17 protein-coding genes and 1 pseudogene are annotated in these 16,371 nt (G+C 59.8%); 8 read left to right on the plus strand and 10 right to left on the minus strand.

Features of this window, described 5'->3' with window-relative positions; genetic code table 11:
* Positions 1–36 precede the first annotated feature (36 nt).
* Genes KVY02_RS12860 through KVY02_RS12875 form a run of 4 tightly spaced genes read left to right on the plus strand, consistent with a single transcriptional unit; the run spans position 37 to position 3,533 of the window.
* Entirely contained in the window at positions 37–708 is a 672-nt protein-coding gene (locus KVY02_RS12860; protein WP_218313637.1) for a CoA pyrophosphatase, read from the plus strand.
* Positions 705–1,373 (plus strand): 2OG-Fe(II) oxygenase, encoded by a 669-nt coding sequence (locus tag KVY02_RS12865; protein ID WP_016914569.1) that lies wholly within the window; start codon positions 705–707, stop codon positions 1,371–1,373. The genes KVY02_RS12860 and KVY02_RS12865 overlap by 4 nt, the downstream gene beginning before the upstream one ends.
* Positions 1,336–2,907, plus strand: coding sequence for an ATP-binding protein (locus tag KVY02_RS12870; protein WP_256357488.1), 1,572 nt, complete (start codon positions 1,336–1,338; stop codon positions 2,905–2,907). Before KVY02_RS12865 ends, KVY02_RS12870 begins: the two co-directional genes overlap by 38 nt.
* Positions 2,907–3,533, plus strand: a complete 627-nt coding sequence (locus KVY02_RS12875; protein ID WP_218315087.1) for a response regulator transcription factor — start codon at positions 2,907–2,909, stop codon at positions 3,531–3,533. The genes KVY02_RS12870 and KVY02_RS12875 overlap by 1 nt, the downstream gene beginning before the upstream one ends.
* Positions 3,534–3,536: 3 nt before the next feature.
* On the opposite strand, the gene KVY02_RS12880 is transcribed toward KVY02_RS12875, so the two are convergent.
* Together KVY02_RS12880 and KVY02_RS12885 are read right to left on the minus strand one after the other, a co-directional pair.
* Complete coding sequence (locus KVY02_RS12880) at positions 3,537–4,490, minus strand: L,D-transpeptidase family protein (RefSeq protein WP_371317428.1); 954 nt, start codon at positions 4,488–4,490, stop codon at positions 3,537–3,539.
* Between the two features lie 247 nt (positions 4,491–4,737).
* On the minus strand, positions 4,738–5,733 hold the full coding sequence (locus tag KVY02_RS12885; protein ID WP_218313639.1) for an IS5 family transposase: 996 nt from the start codon (positions 5,731–5,733) through the stop codon (positions 4,738–4,740).
* 439 nt (positions 5,734–6,172) lie between these two features.
* Here KVY02_RS12885 and KVY02_RS12890 point away from each other — a divergent pair, with 439 nt between their 5' ends.
* Positions 6,173–6,580, plus strand: coding sequence for a PRC-barrel domain-containing protein (locus tag KVY02_RS12890; protein WP_016914573.1), 408 nt, complete (start codon positions 6,173–6,175; stop codon positions 6,578–6,580).
* A gap of 172 nt (positions 6,581–6,752) precedes the next feature.
* Here KVY02_RS12890 and KVY02_RS12895 read toward each other — a convergent pair whose 3' ends face one another.
* Entirely contained in the window at positions 6,753–7,175 is a 423-nt protein-coding gene (locus KVY02_RS12895) for an OsmC family protein (protein ID WP_016914574.1), read from the minus strand.
* 150 nt (positions 7,176–7,325) lie between these two features.
* On the opposite strand from KVY02_RS12895, the pseudogene KVY02_RS12900 reads away from it, so the two are divergent.
* Positions 7,326–8,060 (plus strand): annotated as a pseudogene (locus KVY02_RS12900) (DMT family transporter); the annotation flags it as partial.
* On the opposite strand, the gene KVY02_RS12905 reads toward KVY02_RS12900, so the two are convergent.
* The 7 genes from KVY02_RS12905 to KVY02_RS12935 all read right to left on the minus strand — a co-directional run bounded on the left by KVY02_RS12905 (position 8,014) and on the right by KVY02_RS12935 (position 15,013).
* Positions 8,014–8,862: an MOSC domain-containing protein gene (locus KVY02_RS12905; RefSeq protein WP_081139109.1), complete on the minus strand. Its 849-nt coding sequence runs from the start codon at positions 8,860–8,862 to the stop codon at positions 8,014–8,016. The pseudogene KVY02_RS12900 and the gene KVY02_RS12905 overlap by 47 nt on opposite strands.
* Positions 8,863–9,057: 195 nt before the next feature.
* Positions 9,058–10,170, minus strand: coding sequence for an RNA-guided endonuclease TnpB family protein (locus tag KVY02_RS12910; protein ID WP_218313640.1), 1,113 nt, complete (start codon positions 10,168–10,170; stop codon positions 9,058–9,060).
* 170 nt (positions 10,171–10,340) lie between these two features.
* The gene (gene gntR, locus KVY02_RS12915; protein WP_218315088.1) at positions 10,341–11,336 is read right to left on the minus strand and encodes a gluconate operon transcriptional repressor GntR; all 996 of its coding nucleotides are present in this window, start codon (positions 11,334–11,336) and stop codon (positions 10,341–10,343) included.
* Between the two features lie 78 nt (positions 11,337–11,414).
* Positions 11,415–11,945, minus strand: coding sequence for a gluconokinase (locus KVY02_RS12920; protein ID WP_081139106.1), 531 nt, complete (start codon positions 11,943–11,945; stop codon positions 11,415–11,417).
* Between the two features lie 12 nt (positions 11,946–11,957).
* A complete protein-coding gene (locus tag KVY02_RS12925; RefSeq protein ID WP_081195555.1) occupies positions 11,958–13,238 on the minus strand; it encodes a TRAP transporter large permease in 1,281 nt (426 codons plus the stop codon).
* 5 nt (positions 13,239–13,243) lie between these two features.
* Entirely contained in the window at positions 13,244–13,870 is a 627-nt protein-coding gene (locus tag KVY02_RS12930; protein WP_081139103.1) for a TRAP transporter small permease, read from the minus strand.
* Between the two features lie 66 nt (positions 13,871–13,936).
* Complete coding sequence (locus tag KVY02_RS12935; RefSeq protein WP_081139102.1) at positions 13,937–15,013, minus strand: TRAP transporter substrate-binding protein; 1,077 nt, start codon at positions 15,011–15,013, stop codon at positions 13,937–13,939.
* Between the two features lie 307 nt (positions 15,014–15,320).
* Here KVY02_RS12935 and KVY02_RS12940 point away from each other — a divergent pair, with 307 nt between their 5' ends.
* Both KVY02_RS12940 and KVY02_RS12945 read left to right on the plus strand, forming a co-directional pair.
* Positions 15,321–15,770, plus strand: a complete 450-nt coding sequence (locus KVY02_RS12940) for a MarR family winged helix-turn-helix transcriptional regulator (RefSeq protein ID WP_081139100.1) — start codon at positions 15,321–15,323, stop codon at positions 15,768–15,770.
* A gap of 112 nt (positions 15,771–15,882) precedes the next feature.
* On the plus strand, positions 15,883–16,308 hold the full coding sequence (locus KVY02_RS12945; protein WP_081139099.1) for an organic hydroperoxide resistance protein: 426 nt from the start codon (positions 15,883–15,885) through the stop codon (positions 16,306–16,308).
* The last annotated feature ends 63 nt before the right edge of the window (positions 16,309–16,371 follow it).

Consider the following 16,371-nt stretch of genomic DNA (forward strand, 5'->3'; position numbering starts at 1 on the left):
GCTGGGTAAAAGAGAACAAAGTCACGGGAATCCCCTATGTTAGAGAAACTGCGCAAACAGCTGCAACTGCATACGCCTCAACGGCTGGACCACGTTACTCTGCCTGAGGCCGCCGTCTTGATGCCCATCGTCGAGCGGCCGTCGCCGACGCTACTGTTTACCCGCCGCGCGGGCCACTTGAATACCCACAGCGGCCAGGTCGCGTTCCCCGGCGGCAAGCGCGAAGCTACCGATGCAGACCTCTACGCCACCGCACTGCGGGAGGCTCAGGAAGAGATTGCGCTAGCACCGCAGGCAGTGCAACCGCTGGGGCGCCTGTCCGATGTGATTTCGCTGCACGGGATACGGGTCACCCCCTGGGTAGGCCTGATCCCCCCCGACCTGCCATTGGTGGCAGACCCGGCGGAGCTGGATGCCATTTTCGAAGTGCCGCTCAGCCATTTTCTGGAGGACCAGCGCACCCATACCGATGTCATCACCGTGGATGGCGTCGCTCACTACGTGCCCAGCTACCGAGTAGACAGCCACGTGATCTGGGGGCTCTCGGCCATGATGCTGGTGGAGCTGCTGGCCGAAGGGTTTGGCATGGACATCGACCTTTACCGCCGCCCGGTCGGCGCCTTGCGCCACTACCCCGAACGGCGCTCTCCTCAGCGCCCAGCCACCGTCAATCGCAACGACAAGCCAGTCACGAGACACACCACATGATCGCTTCCATGGACACCCGCCCCCATGCTCTTGCCCCCGATGCCCACGTGGCTCTGGTCGACGCCCTGGTGGAACAGGGCTGGTACGTGGGCCAAGGGGTCATCGACCCGGCCCTGTGCCAGGCGCTGCAAGGCGAGCTGCTGCACCTGGCAGCCCACGATGCGCTCGATGAAGCAGGCATTGGGCGTGGTCAGCAGCACCTGCTGCGCAAGGATATTCGCGGCGACGCCATCCACTGGCTGGACCGTGAAAGCGAAGCCCAGCGGCACTATCTCGACGCCATGGCCGAGCTGCAACGCTCGTTGAATCAGGCGCTGTTTCTTGGTCTATTCGAGTACGAGGCACATTTTGCCCACTACCCTGCCGGGGCGTTTTACCAACGCCATCTGGACAGCTTTCGCGGGCGGGCCAATCGTGTCATCTCGACCGTCGGCTACCTCACCCCCGACTGGCCCGCCGACGGCGGAGGCGAAATGGTCATCTACGACCCCGAAGACCCCAGCCGGGAAGTGGCCCGGGTCGTACCCGAAGCGGGAACGTTTGCCTGCTTTTTATCGGAAACCATCCCTCACGAAGTGCTGCCCACGCGCCTGCCGCGCACCAGCATTGCTGGCTGGTTCCGCCGCAATGCCTCGCTGGGTGGCGTACTGGACCCCGCGCGATAATGCCATGACCACGCCGCTGGAAGCCCGCCTGCAAGCAGAAATCGCCTCGTTACAGGCGCGCAATGCCGCCCTGGAAGAGGAGAAGCGCCACTACCAGTGGCTGGCGGAAAGCACCACCGACCTGATCTCTCGGCATGCCCGCGACGGCACGTTTTTGTATGCCTCCCAAGCCGCCCGCGACCTGCTGGGGTACGCGCCCGAGGAGTTGATTGGCGTCTCGGCTTATCAGCTCTTTCATCCCGCCGACCTGAGCGCGCTGCTCAACAAGTCACCACGGGTTTATTACCATGATGGGTTCTACCAGCAGACCTATCGCTTTCGCGCCAAGGCGGGCCATTACGTGTGGTTTGAAACCACCAGCCGGACCCGACGAGACGCCAACACGGGGGAGCTGCTGGACATTCTCTGTGTCTCACGGGACGTGGGGCGGCGCATCGAAGCCGAAGCCACCCGAGAACGCCTGGCGCAGGTGGTCGAGTCCACCACCGACTACGTGCTGTTTCTGGGGCCCGACCAGCGGGTATTCAGCGCCAATGAAGCCGCTCGGCGCTGCCTGGCACTGCCCGACGAGGCCCTGCAAGCTCCCCTGGAGACCGTATACTCCTGCGAGTCGCTGCGGCTGCTCCGGCAGGTGGTCTTTCCTGCCGTCGAGCGTTACGGTTCATGGAGCGGCGAGCTGGAGATACGCGCACCAGATGCCCTGCTGCCCGTGCTCAGCGTCGTGTTGGCCCACCGTGCTCAGGGCGCCGAACCCGGCCACTTCGCGCTCATCAACCGCGATATCAGCGCGCGCAAGCAGGCCGAAGCGCAGGCGCGCCGCCATCAGGAGCACATTGCCCATGCCAACCGGCTAGCGGCCGCGGGTGAGCTGGCGTCCAACATTGCCCACGAATTGAACCAACCGCTGGGCGCCATCGCCAACTACGCCAGCGGCGCGCTGATGCAGTGCCAGCAGCAACCTGCCCCCTCTGCCGAAGAACTGCGCCTGCCGCTGGAACGTATCAACCAGCAGGTCGAACGCCTGGCGCAACGCTTGCGACATCTGCGCAGCTTCGTACGCAAACGCAGCCATCGAGTGCATCCGGTCGCGCTGGCTCCGGTGATCGAGGCGGCCTGCCAACTCTGCGAGTGGCAGTATCAGCAGGCTGCCATTCCTTTGCAGCGCCAGCTACCCGACGAACTCCCCAGGGTCTATGGCGACCCCATCGCGCTGGAGCAGGTGCTGGTCAACCTGCTACTGAATGCACTGGCCGCCAGCCGTGAGATGCCCGACCGCCCCGCCGTGGTCATCACGGTTCGACCCAGCGGGCATCGCCAGCTGACCCTGAGCGTTGAAGACCAAGGGCCAGGCGTGCCCGATACCCAGCGCCCACACATCTTCGATGCCTTCTACACCACTCGGGACGATGGGCTGGGCATGGGTCTAGCCATCAGCCGAACCCTGCTGGAAAGCATGGGCGGCGCCCTGACGCTTCGCGACTGCCCCCAGGGGGCTTGTTTTGAAGTACTGCTACGTACGGAGACAGACGTTTGATGGAACCGCCCCTTTCCACCATTGCCGTGGTCGATGACGACACCGACCTGCGCGAATCGCTGGTATGGCTGCTGTCGTCGGTCGGCCTGACTGCCCAGCCCTTTGCCAGTGGAGACGCGTTTCTGGCGGCCCAGCGCGATCACATAGCCGTCCTGCTACTGGATGTTCGTATGCCCGGCCTCAGCGGCCTCCAGGTACAGCAAGCGCTGCTGGATCAACAGGACACCCTGCCGATCATCATGATGACCGGCCACGGCGATGTTCCCATGGCGGTGGCCGCCCTGAAAGCCGGGGCGTTCGAGTTCATCGAGAAGCCCTTCAACCACCAGCAGATCATCGAAATCGTGCAGCGAGCCCTGGAACACGCTCGCCAACGGCATCAGGCACAGGCGCAAGTGGCTAGCCTGAAGGCGCGCTACAGGTCGCTCAAGCCGAAGGAGCAGCAGATCATGACCCATGTGGCTCGCGGGTTGACCAACCGGGAAATTGCCGAACACATGGAGGTGAGCCCTAAAACCGTGGAGGTCTATCGGCTGAGGGCCATGAAAACGATGCAGGCGGGCAATGTGGCAGACTGGGTGCGTCAGGCGGTAGCGCTGGGCCTGGTGGCCGCGCTACCGCCCTGAGCATTAGCTGAGGGGGACGATTTGACCATTGGCCTCTTCGAGCACACGACTGACCTGCTCGTAGTTGGCACTGCCCTGGCCGTTATGCTCTTCGATCAGGCCAATCACATTCAGCAGGGTGTCCATGCCGAAAGCCTTCTCGTCGGTAGAGGAAAATGCCTGAATATAGGCATTGCCCTGCTCGCTCCAGCCCAGCTTGATGGGAGCATCGATGATATTGACCTGAGTACCGACAGGCACGCGCCAGAAAATCGACTCGATATCGTCCCCGTGCATCCGGATACAGCCCCGGCTAGCGCGCATACCGATGCCGTCCGGCTGGTTGGTCCCATGAATCAAGTAGCCCGGTATATCGAGCAGAATGGCGAACTGCCCCAGCGGGTTATCAGGGCCTGGGGGCACGACAGCAGGTGGCGGGTCGCCCCGCTCGGCGGCCTCACGACGAATGGACGCCGGCGGATACCAGGCAGGATTTTCGAGCCGCATGGTGGTCTTGGTAATCCCCAGAGGCGTGTTGTAGGCATCGCGCCCAATGCCGATGGGGTAGGTCTCGACCACGGCAGGCTCGCCAGCCGCCGCCTCGGGATAGTAGTAGAGGCGCAGTTCAGCGACGTTGATCACAATGCCGGTACGCGGCTCGTCAGGCAGAATGAACTGGCCGGGAATGGTCACCTCGGTACCTTCGCCAGGCACCCAGATACTGACATCCGGGTTGGCCATGCGGATTTCCTCGTAGCCCACGTTGTGTGCCTGGGCGATATCCAGCAGCGTATCTTCGTTACTGGCCGTGACCGTGTAGTTCTCGCCAATCATGTTGCCTGTTTCGGGCAGCAAAAAGTGCCCTTTGGGAAGCTCGCTGGCATTGGCCAACGCGCTGGTCGCCAGCAGCCAGGCGCTGACCGCCAGACTGCCTAAACAGGAGCGCTTGAGCCGTCTGCTGGCAGGATAATGCGTCATGGTCGTCATGGGTTCTCCTTTTTTACAGCTAATATGCCGACTGGCTAGCGGTGGGTCAATCCGACAGACTGTCGCATGGGCAGGCGTTCTCACCTCTTTAATACCAACACTTGAACCGCTGATCAATTCGTCTCTGAGCGGCTAAAGCACTCAGGGCGGCATATTCACCGCGTCAACGGTCACTTTCTGGCCACGGAAGGTGGCCTTTTTACCCTGGCAGCCTGGTTATCCAGCTGCCAGGCCAGATTCAAGACACACTGGCCCCGTCAGCATGCCCCTGGCATCGTCCAGCCAGCACCAAATTGCCGAGGGCGAACAGGGTGAACAGCTGCGCCTGGTTCCTGGCCAGTCCCTTGTAGCGAACCTTCCGGTAGCCGAATAGGTTCTTGATGACATGAAATGGGTGCTCGACCTTGGCGCGGATGCTGGCCTTGGCCTTCTCGATCGCCAGCAGCAGCGCTTTCATGGGACTGTCTTCCATCTTCTTGATGGGGCCGCGCTTGGCGGCAACACAGCAGCGGGAGTCCGGGGCATCCTTCTCTTCGTCCAGGTACTTCCACATGCCGGTGTAGCCCGCGTCGCCGTATACCCGCTTGTCATCCTCCCGGACCAGAGCGCCGGCCATGGTGACATCGGCGACGTTGGCCGACGTGGCGGCGACACTGTGGGTCAGTCCGGTGACCGCATCGACACCGATATGGGCCTTCATACCGAAGTAATACTGCTTGCCCTTCCGGGTCTGCTTCATCTCCGGATCGCGCTGCCTGGCCTTGTTCCTGGTGGAGGGGGCCGCCGCCACAATGGTGGCGTCGACGATGGTGCCCTCGCGCATGAACAGGCCCTGCTCGGCCAGGTGGGCGTTGATTTCCTCGAAGATCCGCTGGGTCAGGGCATGCTGCTCCAGCAGGTGACGGAAGCGCAGCAGCGTGGTCGCATCCGGCACACTCGATACCAGATCGATACCGATGAAGTCACGCATGGCCTGGCTGTCGTAGATGGCATCCTCCAGCGCTTCATCGGCCAGGGCATACCACTGCTGCAGAAAGTAAATGCGCAGCATGCGCTCCAGGCCAATGGGTGGTCGGCCTCGCTTGCCCGCTGAATTCGGGAAGTAGGACGGCGACAGTGCTGCGATCAGCCGTTGCCACGGCACCAGCTTCTCCATCCTGGCAAGAAACCGCTCGCGGCGGGTGACCTTCTTCTTGTTCTGGTGCTCAGCCTGGGCGAATGAGATCTGTTTCATCGGAGTGGCTCTGTCAGCGGGTGTTGGACGACAGGTCAGATTTTACCTCGTCGGTGGCTATGAGGCAGCTCCGACGGGATTTATGCAGCGTTTCCCTAGGATTCAATCCATGACAAAAAAATGGCCATTCATCTTGCAAAACATTATGGAGCGTCTACCTTGATAAGTGTCTTGACGCAGTGACGCGCAAGACAAGACGTTGCTTTCCCTTAATACCAGTTTCTGTTAGCCCACCCGTAATACGGGTTATTGATAGAATCGTTGGCATGAGAGGAATCGCCTCAGGAGTAACGTAAATGGTGGACGCTATAGGAATAGCGCTAGGCAATTAAACACTGCCTTTATCAAATCACACTGTTTGATGAGCCATGACCGTTAATTTGTTTAGACACCGGTGCAACCACACCCTGTCCTAATGCAAGCGCAAGGAGCAATAGCCATGAAAATGATTAAACCTGCTTTCCTCGGTACGTTGATGGTGCCTGCTTTCATGTTTGCCGCTGGCTCGGTCAGCGCTCAGGAAACAGTGGCAGCTGAAGCTACCTACCTCACCACGCAGCCTGAAAACACGTTCCATGCTGATTCGCTGATCGGCAACAACGTGAAAAGCACCGTAGAAGAAGATGAGGATATCGGTACCATTTCTGACCTGGTCATCGATGAAGATGGTCAGATCCAGGCTGTCGTCATGGGTATCGGTGGGTTCCTCGGCATGGGCGAGAAAGACGTTGCCGTCGAGTGGGACTCTCTGGAACTGACGAAAGATGATGACGGCGATGACTACGTGATTCGCGTCAATGCATCACAGGATGCACTGGAAGCTGCCGAAGAGTATGAGCGTGACTAAACGCTGATAACGGTAAGCGTTAAAAAAGGCCTTGGCAATTGCCAAGGCCTTTTAGCATCTAGACAGCAATACTTTAAGGCGCCAAGTTAACACTTCCATTAAGCTTTAAAGCCAGCTCAACTAAAAGTCAAAAGAAGCACTTGACGCCTTTTCCATAACACAAGTTATTAAATCAACCTTTTAACTTTGCGGTCATGGTAATCTCAGCATTCAATACTTTTGAAACAGGACAATTTGCTTTGGCCGTCTCTGCGGCTTCTTTAAAAGCGGCTTCATCCGCTCCGCTCACGCTAGCTTCTACTTCAAGATGAATTTTCGAAATATCGAAACCATTCGAGCCCTGTGACAGCGTTACGCTGGCCTGTGTATCAATGGACTCCGCCGTGTAGCCTTTTTCGCCAAGAATCATGGAGAGCGCCATGGAAAAACAGCCCGCATGGGCAGCACCAATCAGCTCTTCTGGATTGGTGCCCGGCGCGCCTTCGAAGCGCTGCTTGAACGAGTAGTTGGCGTCCAGCGCTCCACTTTCGGTAGATACATGCCCTTGGCCGTCCTTCAAACCACCTTCCCAACGTGCGCTTGCTTTGCTATCCATTCTGTTCTCCTTTCCCAGGGTAGTTCGCTAATGGCGAACTGAGCGCAAGAGAGCGTTCAGCCCTCTTCAGGGTAGCTGATTCTCTTTGGCTTGCCGAATGTGACGGGGCGATATCACCCGACGACTCGCTGCTCAGCGCCGCCAACTCGACGGGTGCACTGGCAGCACAAAGGGCCGCTACTTCTGCTGGGCGTGGTCAGCCATGTGCTGCCCTTTTCCCTGCTGGCACTGGCAACCACGCGCCTGGAAGCAGGGTTCACCTCGCTGCTCAACGCCACCACGCCTATTTTTACCGCGCTGCTGGGGGCGGCTTTTTTTGCCACGCCCGTGAAACGTCAGCAATACCTGGGGCTGACGTTGGCGCTGGTGGGAGTTTATGTGCTGTCGGCACATCGTCTGGACTTCAGTTTGGGGGGAGACGGCTGGTTCATCGTGGCCGTGCTGGGAGCCACCCTCTGCTATGGGGTCGCGGGCAATTATTCGAAAACCCGGCTAGGCCATTTACCCACGCGGGTACTGGCCGCGGGCAGCAGCGCCATGTCGGCGCTCGTGCTGCTGATCCCCGGCCTGCTGCTATGGCCCAGCGAGCCCATCAGCACGCTGGCCTGGGGTAACGCCTTGGCCCTGGCGGTGCTGAGCACCGCCGTGGCCTTTCTACTTTATTTCGGACTGCTGGCCAGCGCCGGGGCCACCGCCACATCCACGGTCACCTTTCTGGTGCCGGTGAGCGCGCTGCTGTGGGGCTATCTGCTGCTGGAAGAAACGCTCTCGCTGCAGGTAGTGCTCGGCATGGTGATTACATTGATGGGCACCGCCGTGGCCACGGGGCTGCTGCGCTTCAAACCTCGCGTGGTAATGCCTCTACGGCGTCCCCCACACGAATAGTCGCGCCCTGCCCCTTGGTCAGCGTGGCATTCTGGCCAAAAAAAGCGCCCTTCAGATGCGGCTGGGTATTAAGTGACAGCAGCGTCTTGAGTGGCTCGCCTTGGGCAGGGACCGCACCGGTCTGCTGATCCACAGTGGTGATCTTGCAGCGCTGGCAAGGCTTGCGCAGGGTGAGTTCGATACCACCAGTGGGTACTCGCAGCCCGGCCCAGCGGTCTTCCGCCCAAGCGGTGGCACACTCCACCACGATGTTGGGCCGAAACCGGTTCATGGGGATGGGAGATTGCCCAGCAGCCACCAGCGCCTGATTGAGCGCATCCAGCGAACCGGTGGTGGTAACCAGGAAAGGGTAGCCGTCCGAGAAGAAAGTATCCGCGCTGTCGCCCGCCAGGAAGTCCGCTTCCACGGGCCGTGGAAAGTCGCTGGCAAAGCGCACCAGACTCAAGCCCCGGGCCGTATCCCCCAAGGCAGCCTCCAGCCATCGTGACACCTCTGCACCTTCCGGATAGGCCTGGCAGTGATCTTTCCAGACGGTCACCTGGCGTAGCTCCCCCTCGGGCTCATCCAGTGAAATGGCGATAGGCGCCAGTGACGGATGCGAGAGCACCAGCGAGCGCTCATCGAGAGCCACGCCTATGGTGGCCAGGGCGGGCAGCTGACGCTGAGTGACGAAACGCTGCTGCGCATCGACCAGCATCCAGCGCCGATCACAGGCCAACCCGTGGGTGTAGAGCTCGCTCTGTTGCAGGTCGATCCCCTTGAGCGACTTGACCGGATAGACCGTCAGTTGAGTGATATTCACGGCAGCCTCATTTGAAGATTGACATCCTCCCCTCCCTCAGCTTGCGCTGCCGCCTCGCGGCGGAAAGGAAGGGGATTCCCAGGTTGTTGCCTTCCTGGTTCCTGCTTCGCTGTCCGTTGCCCTCAATGCCTTGGCATTGCCGGTCTTACACAAACTCCACAGGCGTTAATTCCCGAGTGCCCCTCGGTAGTTACTTCAACGCTCGGCACCCGCTAATAGCGCGGTGCCAGCTTGTAGGATGTTGCGGGCGGCATTGAGGTCACGGTCAATGCCTTCGGTGCCACAGCCTGGGCAATCCCACATGCGAATATTTAGTGGCAGCGATTCCATGACAAATCCACAGCCATGGCAGCGTTTTGAGCTTGGGTACCAGCGGTCGATCTGGACGAACTGGCGTCCGGCCCAAGCCGCTTTGTAGTCAAGCTGGCGCACCAGCTCCCCCCAGCCAACATCACTGATGGCGTTAGAGAGATGGGGATTTTTGACCATGTTCTTCACCTGCAAACTCTCCGCTGCGATCACTTGGTTCTCGTTAACGATCTGGCGAGTGAGTTTATGCAGGCGGTCTAGCCGAGTGTCAGCGATCCTGGCGTGACAGCGAGCGACCTTTAACCGTGCCCTGGCACGGTTGTTGGAGCCTTTTTGCTTACGACTTAGCTGCCGTTGCGCCCGCGCTAACTTGCGCGCATAGCGCGCCGTATGACGCGGGTTGTTAACCCGTTGACCCTCGCTGGTCACGAATAGGTCTTTTAATCCAAGATCAATTCCTACCATCTTCGGCGTAATTGGCAGCGCCTCAGTATCTACCTTGCACAGACAGCTAATGAAGTAGCGGCCTGCTGCGTCCTTTGACACGGTGACGGTGCTAGGCGCTGACGGTAGCTCGCGGCTCCAGCGTATGTTCAACGGCTCGCGGCACTTGGCGAGCGTGATCTGACCATCACGGTACGAAAATGCCGAACTGGCAAAGGTGGCTGACTGCCGGTGCTTTTTGGATTTAAAGTTGGGATACCGCGCACGCTTGGCAAAGAAATTCTTGAAAGCGGTTTGTTGGTGGCGCAGGCATTGTTGCAGTGGCACCGAACTGACCTCGGCCAGAAAGGCGGTGTCAGGCTGCTTTTTTAACTGTGTCAAAAACGCGCTGGCGTCGGTGTAACCGATTTTTTCCTGACGCTGATAGAACGCATCGGTGCGATAGCGCAGCACCGCGTTCCAGACAAACCGCACGCACCCAAACGTTCGCGCCAGCAGGGTTGCCTGTTCTGGCGTGGGGTAGAAGCGGTATTTGAAAGCGCGTTCGGTTATCATACCTTACAAATTATCGTGTTTTATGTAAGATTACAAGGCACAAGGCGTCCTGCCGGACGCCGCGCTATCCATCCTCGCACTCAAAGTACGAGGTTTTACGCGCTGACTGATAAAAAAACAGCGGTGACTGGACACAGCCCACCTCACACAGACTAGCTCACACAGACTACCTATAGCGTATCGCCTGCTTCGATACGGTAGCCCAAGTCAATGACGGGCTGGCCCACTCCTTCGCCACGGATACGTGCCAGCAGGGCCTGAGCCGCCCTTTCACCGATGGCCTCGCGAGGGGTCACGACGCTGGCCAGACGCGGCGTCATGGCCTGCCCCACATCATGACCGTGAAAACCGGCAATGGCCATCTGCTGGGGGACGGCAACTCCCTGGCGCAGGCATTCGAAATACGCCCCCACCGCCACGTCATCGTTGGTGCAGAACACCCCATCCGCCTGAGGGTAATCCTGCTGAATCTGTTGCATCAATGCAGCGCCCACGGTGTAAGAGGAGCGCTGGCTACGCTGCAAGGTGACGGGGGAAAGCCCATGCGCCTGCATGGCCTGTCGATAGCCTTGCTCACGCTGGCGCGTCCGCTCATCGAGACGCACCGCCAGATAGAGAATGTGGCGGCGGCCACGCCGGATCATCTTGCTGACCATTTCGTAGGCGGCACTCACGTTGTCGTACCCGACGGCCTGCTGAAGCGGGGGGCGATGGGTGTCCATGATCTCCACGATAGGAATACCCGCGGTTTCCAGCATGCGCAAGCTGCGCGGCGTATGGTCTCGATCCGAGAGAATCACGCCATCGACATTATAAGAGAGCAGCGAGGCCAGGCTACGCTCTTCGAGCTCGGGGCTGTAGCCGTAGTGGGAAAGCATCAGATGATAGCCCGCAGGCTCGGTATACGCTTCGATGCCCACGATCACGTCGGCAAATACCTGGTTGGTCAAGGAAGGAACCAGCACGCCAATGGAGTGGCTCGTGGCCCGCGACAGCAGGTCCGGCGCCCGGTTGGGAATGTAGCCAATCTGCTCCGCGGCACTGAAAATACGCTCGCGCAGCCCTTCCGAGACCGCTTCCGGGTCGCGCAGGCAGCGACTCACGGTCATTTTGGTGGCGCCAACGCGGTCGGCGATGTCTTGCAAGGTGGGGCGTTTTTTCTTCAATGGCGTCACTGCCTGATATCGTGGATGGGCACGGGTCTTACCATAACGAATCCTGCGACCCGTCGCCTATCCCTTCCTTTAGCTTGACGAGCGCTGCGGCTGCCGGGACAGCGTGGCACAAAAGCGCTCGACAATCACGCGAGGCGGCAGCTCAATCGACAGCGTGACGGCCTCATCGGCCAGCGGCGGTTCCAGGTCCGCCAGCTGGCTGGCCAGCATGTCATCCCCCTTGAAGAAGTGGCCGGCGCGAGTGGCCAGCCGCTCGCGCAGCACATCGGGCGTCCCCTCCAAGTAGAGGATACGCAGCTCACCATCGCCCTGCCGCAAGCGGTCGCGATAACGCCGTTTGAGCCCGGAACAGGCAACCACTACCGAGGCATCCCGGGTGCGATAGCTTTCCAGCAGGGCCGATAGCGTTGCCAGCCACGCCTGGCGGTCGTCGTCGTTGAGCGGCGTACCGCTGGCCATCTTGGCCACGTTCGCGGCACTGTGATGGTCATCGCCATCGATGAACGTGGCCCCCAGCGAAGACGCCAACTGCTGGCCAATATGAGTCTTGCCGGAGCCCGAAACCCCCATGACAAGAATACGCTGTGAAGTGCTCGTCACACTGCTCTCCTGTCAGTTGCCGCGCACGGCGGTCAAGTTGGGTAACCATGTCACGATCCCGGGGAAGGCAATCAACAGCACCAGCACCACCAGCAGCGCCGCGTAATACGGCAACATGGCCTTGACCAGCGACTCCATCGACACCTTGCCCACGCCACATCCCACGTACAGGCAGGTGCCTACCGGCGGTGTCAGCAACCCGATACCCAGAACGAAGGCCATCAGAACGCCAAAGTAAGCCGCGTCCACCCCCACCGAGGTCACGATGGGCGCCAGCATCGGTGCCATGATCACCATGGCGGGCGTGAGATCCATGACGAACCCGACCAGCAACAGCAGCGCCGCCACGATCAGCAGCAGCAGGAAAGGCTCCTGGGTAATCGCCTGAACCTGACGCACCAGCGTCTGGGGCACCATGTTGATGGTCAGGAACCACGCGATCACGGTGGCAAACGCCAGCAACATCATGACCATGCCAGTCAATCGGGCAGTGCGAATCAGCATGCCGCCAAGCGCTGCCAGCTTGAACTCCCGATAGACCAGCAGGGAAATGGCCAGCGAATAGAGCAGCGCCGCCACGGCCGCTTCCGTGGCCGTAAAGACGCCGCCAATGATGCCGCCAATCACGATCACCGGCAGCACCAGGGCAAGCCAGGCCGCCTTGAACGCCTGCCACAGCACGTCCCAGCGGAACTGGCGCACGCCACCGCCCTGTCGGGAAGCCAGCAGAAACGTCGTCATCATCAGCGCACCGCCAATCAGCAGCCCCGGGACGATACCGGAAATGAACAGGCGACTGATCGAGGTTTCCGTGACGATACCGTAGAGAATCAGCGGAATGGAGGGCGGGATGATGATCCCGATCACCGACGAGACCGTATTGATCGCCGTGGCATCCGCTGCGCTATAGCCCTGCTGCTTCATGGAAGGAATCATCATGGAGCCGGTCGCCGCCGTGTCCGCCACCGCCGAGCCACTGATTCCGCCGAAGAACATCGAGCCGGTGATGGCCACTTGGCCCAGCCCACCACGCATGAAGCCGACGAGCGCCCCCGCCAGCTCCATCAGACGCCGCGCAATCCCCCCTTGGCTCATCACTTCGCCCACCAGAATGAAGAACGGAATGGCCAGCAGGGGAAAGCTGTTCACGCCCCGGATGGACTGCTCGATCATGATCGACAGCGGAATGTCCGACAGTATGGCCATGACCAGTGCCGCCACTCCCAGCCCAAAAGCAATAGGCAGGCCAATCACGATGGATGCGAACAGGATCGCCAGAAAAATCCATAACATAGTGGTTACTCCCCCACAGAATTGGTGGATGGGCCGCGCGGCGCGAGCACCAGGCGCAGGCTGACCCATAGCCGCCACAGCGATACGGCAGCGATGAAGATCACACACAGCACCAGAGACAGGCTGACCCAACTGAGCGGCACGCCCAGAATGGCAGAACGACCACTGGAGCGAGACAGCACCTGATACCCGCCCCACACCATCACCAGCATGAGCCCCGTGATGATCAGGTGCTGAAGCGCATACAGCAGATGCGCCAGGCGCAGCGGCAGGCGGCGCACCAGGGCATCCACCGCAATATGCTCATAGCGCGCAAAGGCCGCCGCCGCGCCAATGAAGACCAGCCAGATGAACAGCATGCGCGCCAGCTCATCGACCCAGGGAAGCGAGTGATTGAACAGCGAGCGCCCCACCACGTTGCTGGATACCGAGACGATCAGCGCGACCAGAATGGCGCCGATCAGATACTCCATGCCCAGCGTGAGCCAGCGAAACAGGGCGGGCCCCTGAGCCGAATCGGTGTCGATTTCCAGGCACCGTCGGTTAGGGTCGTCCAGATAGGTCGAAGGGTCTGTCGGGTCAGGCGTTGCCAGCACAGGCTCGGCCTGGGGAGTATGCGAGGGGGATGTCATAAAAGCTCCTGGGGCACTATCGAATCGGGCAGGCCACTGGCCTGCCCGAAAACCCACGGCAATGGCTTACTGAGACGTATGGTCTGCCACGATCTGCTGAATTTCAGCAATCAGGTCTTCCCCGATACGCGGCGCCCACTGGGTGTAGACGGGCTGAACGGCTTCCTGGAAAGCGGCCAGCTGCTCATCGTCCAACCGAGTGATCTGCATGCCCCGCGCTTCCAACTGCTCACGAGACCAGTCGTCGTATTCGGCAGAGAGCTGAATTTCATACTCGGCAGACTGGCGGGCAGCTTCCAGCACCAGTGCCTGATACTCCGGCGCCATGCGGTTCCAGGTGCGCTCGGAGAGCATCATGATGAATGGCGTATAGACGTGGCGCGTTTCCGTACCGTAATCCTGCACTTCGTTGAAGTTCGAGGTCAGGATGGTGCTCCAGGGGTTCTCCTGGCCATCCACGACGCCCTGCTCCAGCGCCGAGAACAGTTCACCAAAGGCCATGGGTGTCGGGTTGGCGCCCAGCGCTTCCCAGATGGCCAGATGCACCGGGTTCTGCATGGTGCGCACGCTCAAACCGCGCACGTTGAGGCCCGCCACGTCGTCAGGGGTCGCCACCGGGCGGGCGCTGTTCGACAGCTGGCGGTAGCCATTCTCGGAAAACGTCAGCGCTTTCAAGCCAGTGCCTTCAAAAGCATCCAGCATGTTCTGGGCCGCATCGCTCTGCATGACGGCAATGGCGGCTTCACGGCTGGGCAACAGGAACGGCAAATCGAACACCGACAGCGCCTGCACGTAGCCGGTCGTAGCCGAGCTGGAAGGGTAAGTCATGTCCAGCGTTCCGGTCTGCAGCATCTCCATCATCTGCACGTCATCCCCCAATTGGCTATTGGGGAAGACATTGACGGTAATCCGACCATCGGTACGCTGCGCCAGAATCTCGCCGAAATATTGGCTGGACAAGAACTGCGGGGAGGTTTCGGACAACCCGATACCCATGCGCAGCGTATGGCTACCATGGTCTGCCAGAACCTCGCCCTCGATGGCGGGCGGCGCGGAAAGCTCCGGGCCTTGTGCATGCGCCATGCCAAAGGTCAGAGTGGTGGCACCCAAAAGGGTCAATGTGCTACGCCAAATCGTTGTCATCGTTGTTTCTCCACGCAGAATTGTTGTTAGTGGCCGGGTTGTGCATGGCCAGTTTTGAAGGACCAGTGCTTGAATGACCAGGCTGCCGAGCGATGCGGTAGCTCGATGGCTTGCCGATAACGTATGTCAGGCCATAGGCTATTTGTTACCGGTAACATCGAGTATATGAAGGCTAGCGGCGGCCTCTGAGCGTGTCAAAACAAATATGGTGATTTGCGACCAACGTCCAGGGTTGTCTAAAAAGTCAGATAGTAAGTAGACGCTGGGCACGATACATTACCTTTCACGTCAACACCTCGGAGAAGACATGACAGAACTTGAGCCCTGCAACGAACTGGAGCTGGACCAGCAGCTCTGCTTCGCGCTGTACTCAACGTCGCTGATAATGACCAAAACCTACAAGCCACTGCTCAAGGAGCTAGGGCTCACTTACCCGCAATACCTGGCCATGCTGGTGCTATGGGAAAACGATGGGATTACCGTAGGTACATTGAGCAAGTGCTTGCTTACCGATCCGGGTTCGCTCACTCCGCTGCTCAAACGGCTGGAAAACGAGGCGTTGATCAAACGCCAGCGCAGCACCCAGGATGAGCGTGTGGTCGAGCTGTTGCTGACCGACAAGGGCCGCGCGCTACGCGCCCAGGCGCAACATATTCCGGGCTGCATCATCAAGGCCAGCGAACACTCTGCCGACGCCTTGCGTGAGCTGAAAGACGACTTGATTGCGCTTCGTCAGCGCCTGCAGTCGAACCAGTAAACGCGAATGACACTGTCTTTTGAGTGACTCCATATTTATCTTGTGCGCAAGTTAAAATAACACTAAATTAAAGTCTCTTTTTCCAAACTCGCTCATACCCTTGGAGACGCCCATGTCTATCGAAACCATTGCTTATCGCGCCCATGCCCACGCTACTGGCGGCCGCGAAGGCCACGCCAAGTCTTCTGACGGCGCTCTGGATGTCAAGCTGAGCACGCCGAAGGAACTGGGGGGCGCTGGCGGTGCTGGCACCAACCCGGAACAGCTGTTTGCCGCAGGCTACTCTGCCTGCTTCCTGGGTGCCTTGAAGCACGTTGCCAACCAGGAGAAGGTAAAGCTGCCTGCAGACACACAGATCGATGGCAGCGTGGGTATTGGTGCCATTCCTACCGGGTTTGGCATCGAAGTGGAGCTCAAGATCAGCCTGCCGGGCCTGGAAAAAGATATTGCGCAGTCGCTGGTCGATAAAGCCCACATCGTGTGCCCATACTCCAATGCCACCCGTGGCAACATCGACGTCACTCTGACATTGGTGTAAATGCTTGAAACGCCTCTGACCTGTCTTTCGCAGGTCAGAAACAGCCTGCCCCCTTCTGCCAGC

Source organism: Halomonas sp. 18071143 (genome assembly GCF_019211725.1).
Taxonomy (GTDB): domain Bacteria; phylum Pseudomonadota; class Gammaproteobacteria; order Pseudomonadales; family Halomonadaceae; genus Vreelandella; species Vreelandella stevensii.

Coding starts and splice junctions, on each gene's coding strand:
- KVY02_RS12860 (WP_218313637.1), top strand. CDS start 37: ATGTTAGAGAAACTGCGCAAACAGCTGCAACTGCATACGCCTCAACGG.
- KVY02_RS12865 (WP_016914569.1), top strand. CDS start 705: ATGATCGCTTCCATGGACACCCGCCCCCATGCTCTTGCCCCCGATGCC.
- KVY02_RS12870 (WP_256357488.1), top strand. CDS start 1,336: ATGCCTCGCTGGGTGGCGTACTGGACCCCGCGCGATAATGCCATGACC.
- KVY02_RS12875 (WP_218315087.1), top strand. CDS start 2,907: ATGGAACCGCCCCTTTCCACCATTGCCGTGGTCGATGACGACACCGAC.
- KVY02_RS12880 (WP_371317428.1), bottom strand. CDS start 4,490: ATGACGCATTATCCTGCCAGCAGACGGCTCAAGCGCTCCTGTTTAGGC.
- KVY02_RS12885 (WP_218313639.1), bottom strand. CDS start 5,733: ATGAAACAGATCTCATTCGCCCAGGCTGAGCACCAGAACAAGAAGAAG.
- KVY02_RS12890 (WP_016914573.1), top strand. CDS start 6,173: ATGAAAATGATTAAACCTGCTTTCCTCGGTACGTTGATGGTGCCTGCT.
- KVY02_RS12895 (WP_016914574.1), bottom strand. CDS start 7,175: ATGGATAGCAAAGCAAGCGCACGTTGGGAAGGTGGTTTGAAGGACGGC.
- KVY02_RS12910 (WP_218313640.1), bottom strand. CDS start 10,170: ATGATAACCGAACGCGCTTTCAAATACCGCTTCTACCCCACGCCAGAA.
- KVY02_RS12925 (WP_081195555.1), bottom strand. CDS start 13,238: ATGTTATGGATTTTTCTGGCGATCCTGTTCGCATCCATCGTGATTGGC.
- KVY02_RS12930 (WP_081139103.1), bottom strand. CDS start 13,870: ATGACATCCCCCTCGCATACTCCCCAGGCCGAGCCTGTGCTGGCAACG.
- KVY02_RS12935 (WP_081139102.1), bottom strand. CDS start 15,013: ATGACAACGATTTGGCGTAGCACATTGACCCTTTTGGGTGCCACCACT.
- KVY02_RS12940 (WP_081139100.1), top strand. CDS start 15,321: ATGACAGAACTTGAGCCCTGCAACGAACTGGAGCTGGACCAGCAGCTC.
- KVY02_RS12945 (WP_081139099.1), top strand. CDS start 15,883: ATGTCTATCGAAACCATTGCTTATCGCGCCCATGCCCACGCTACTGGC.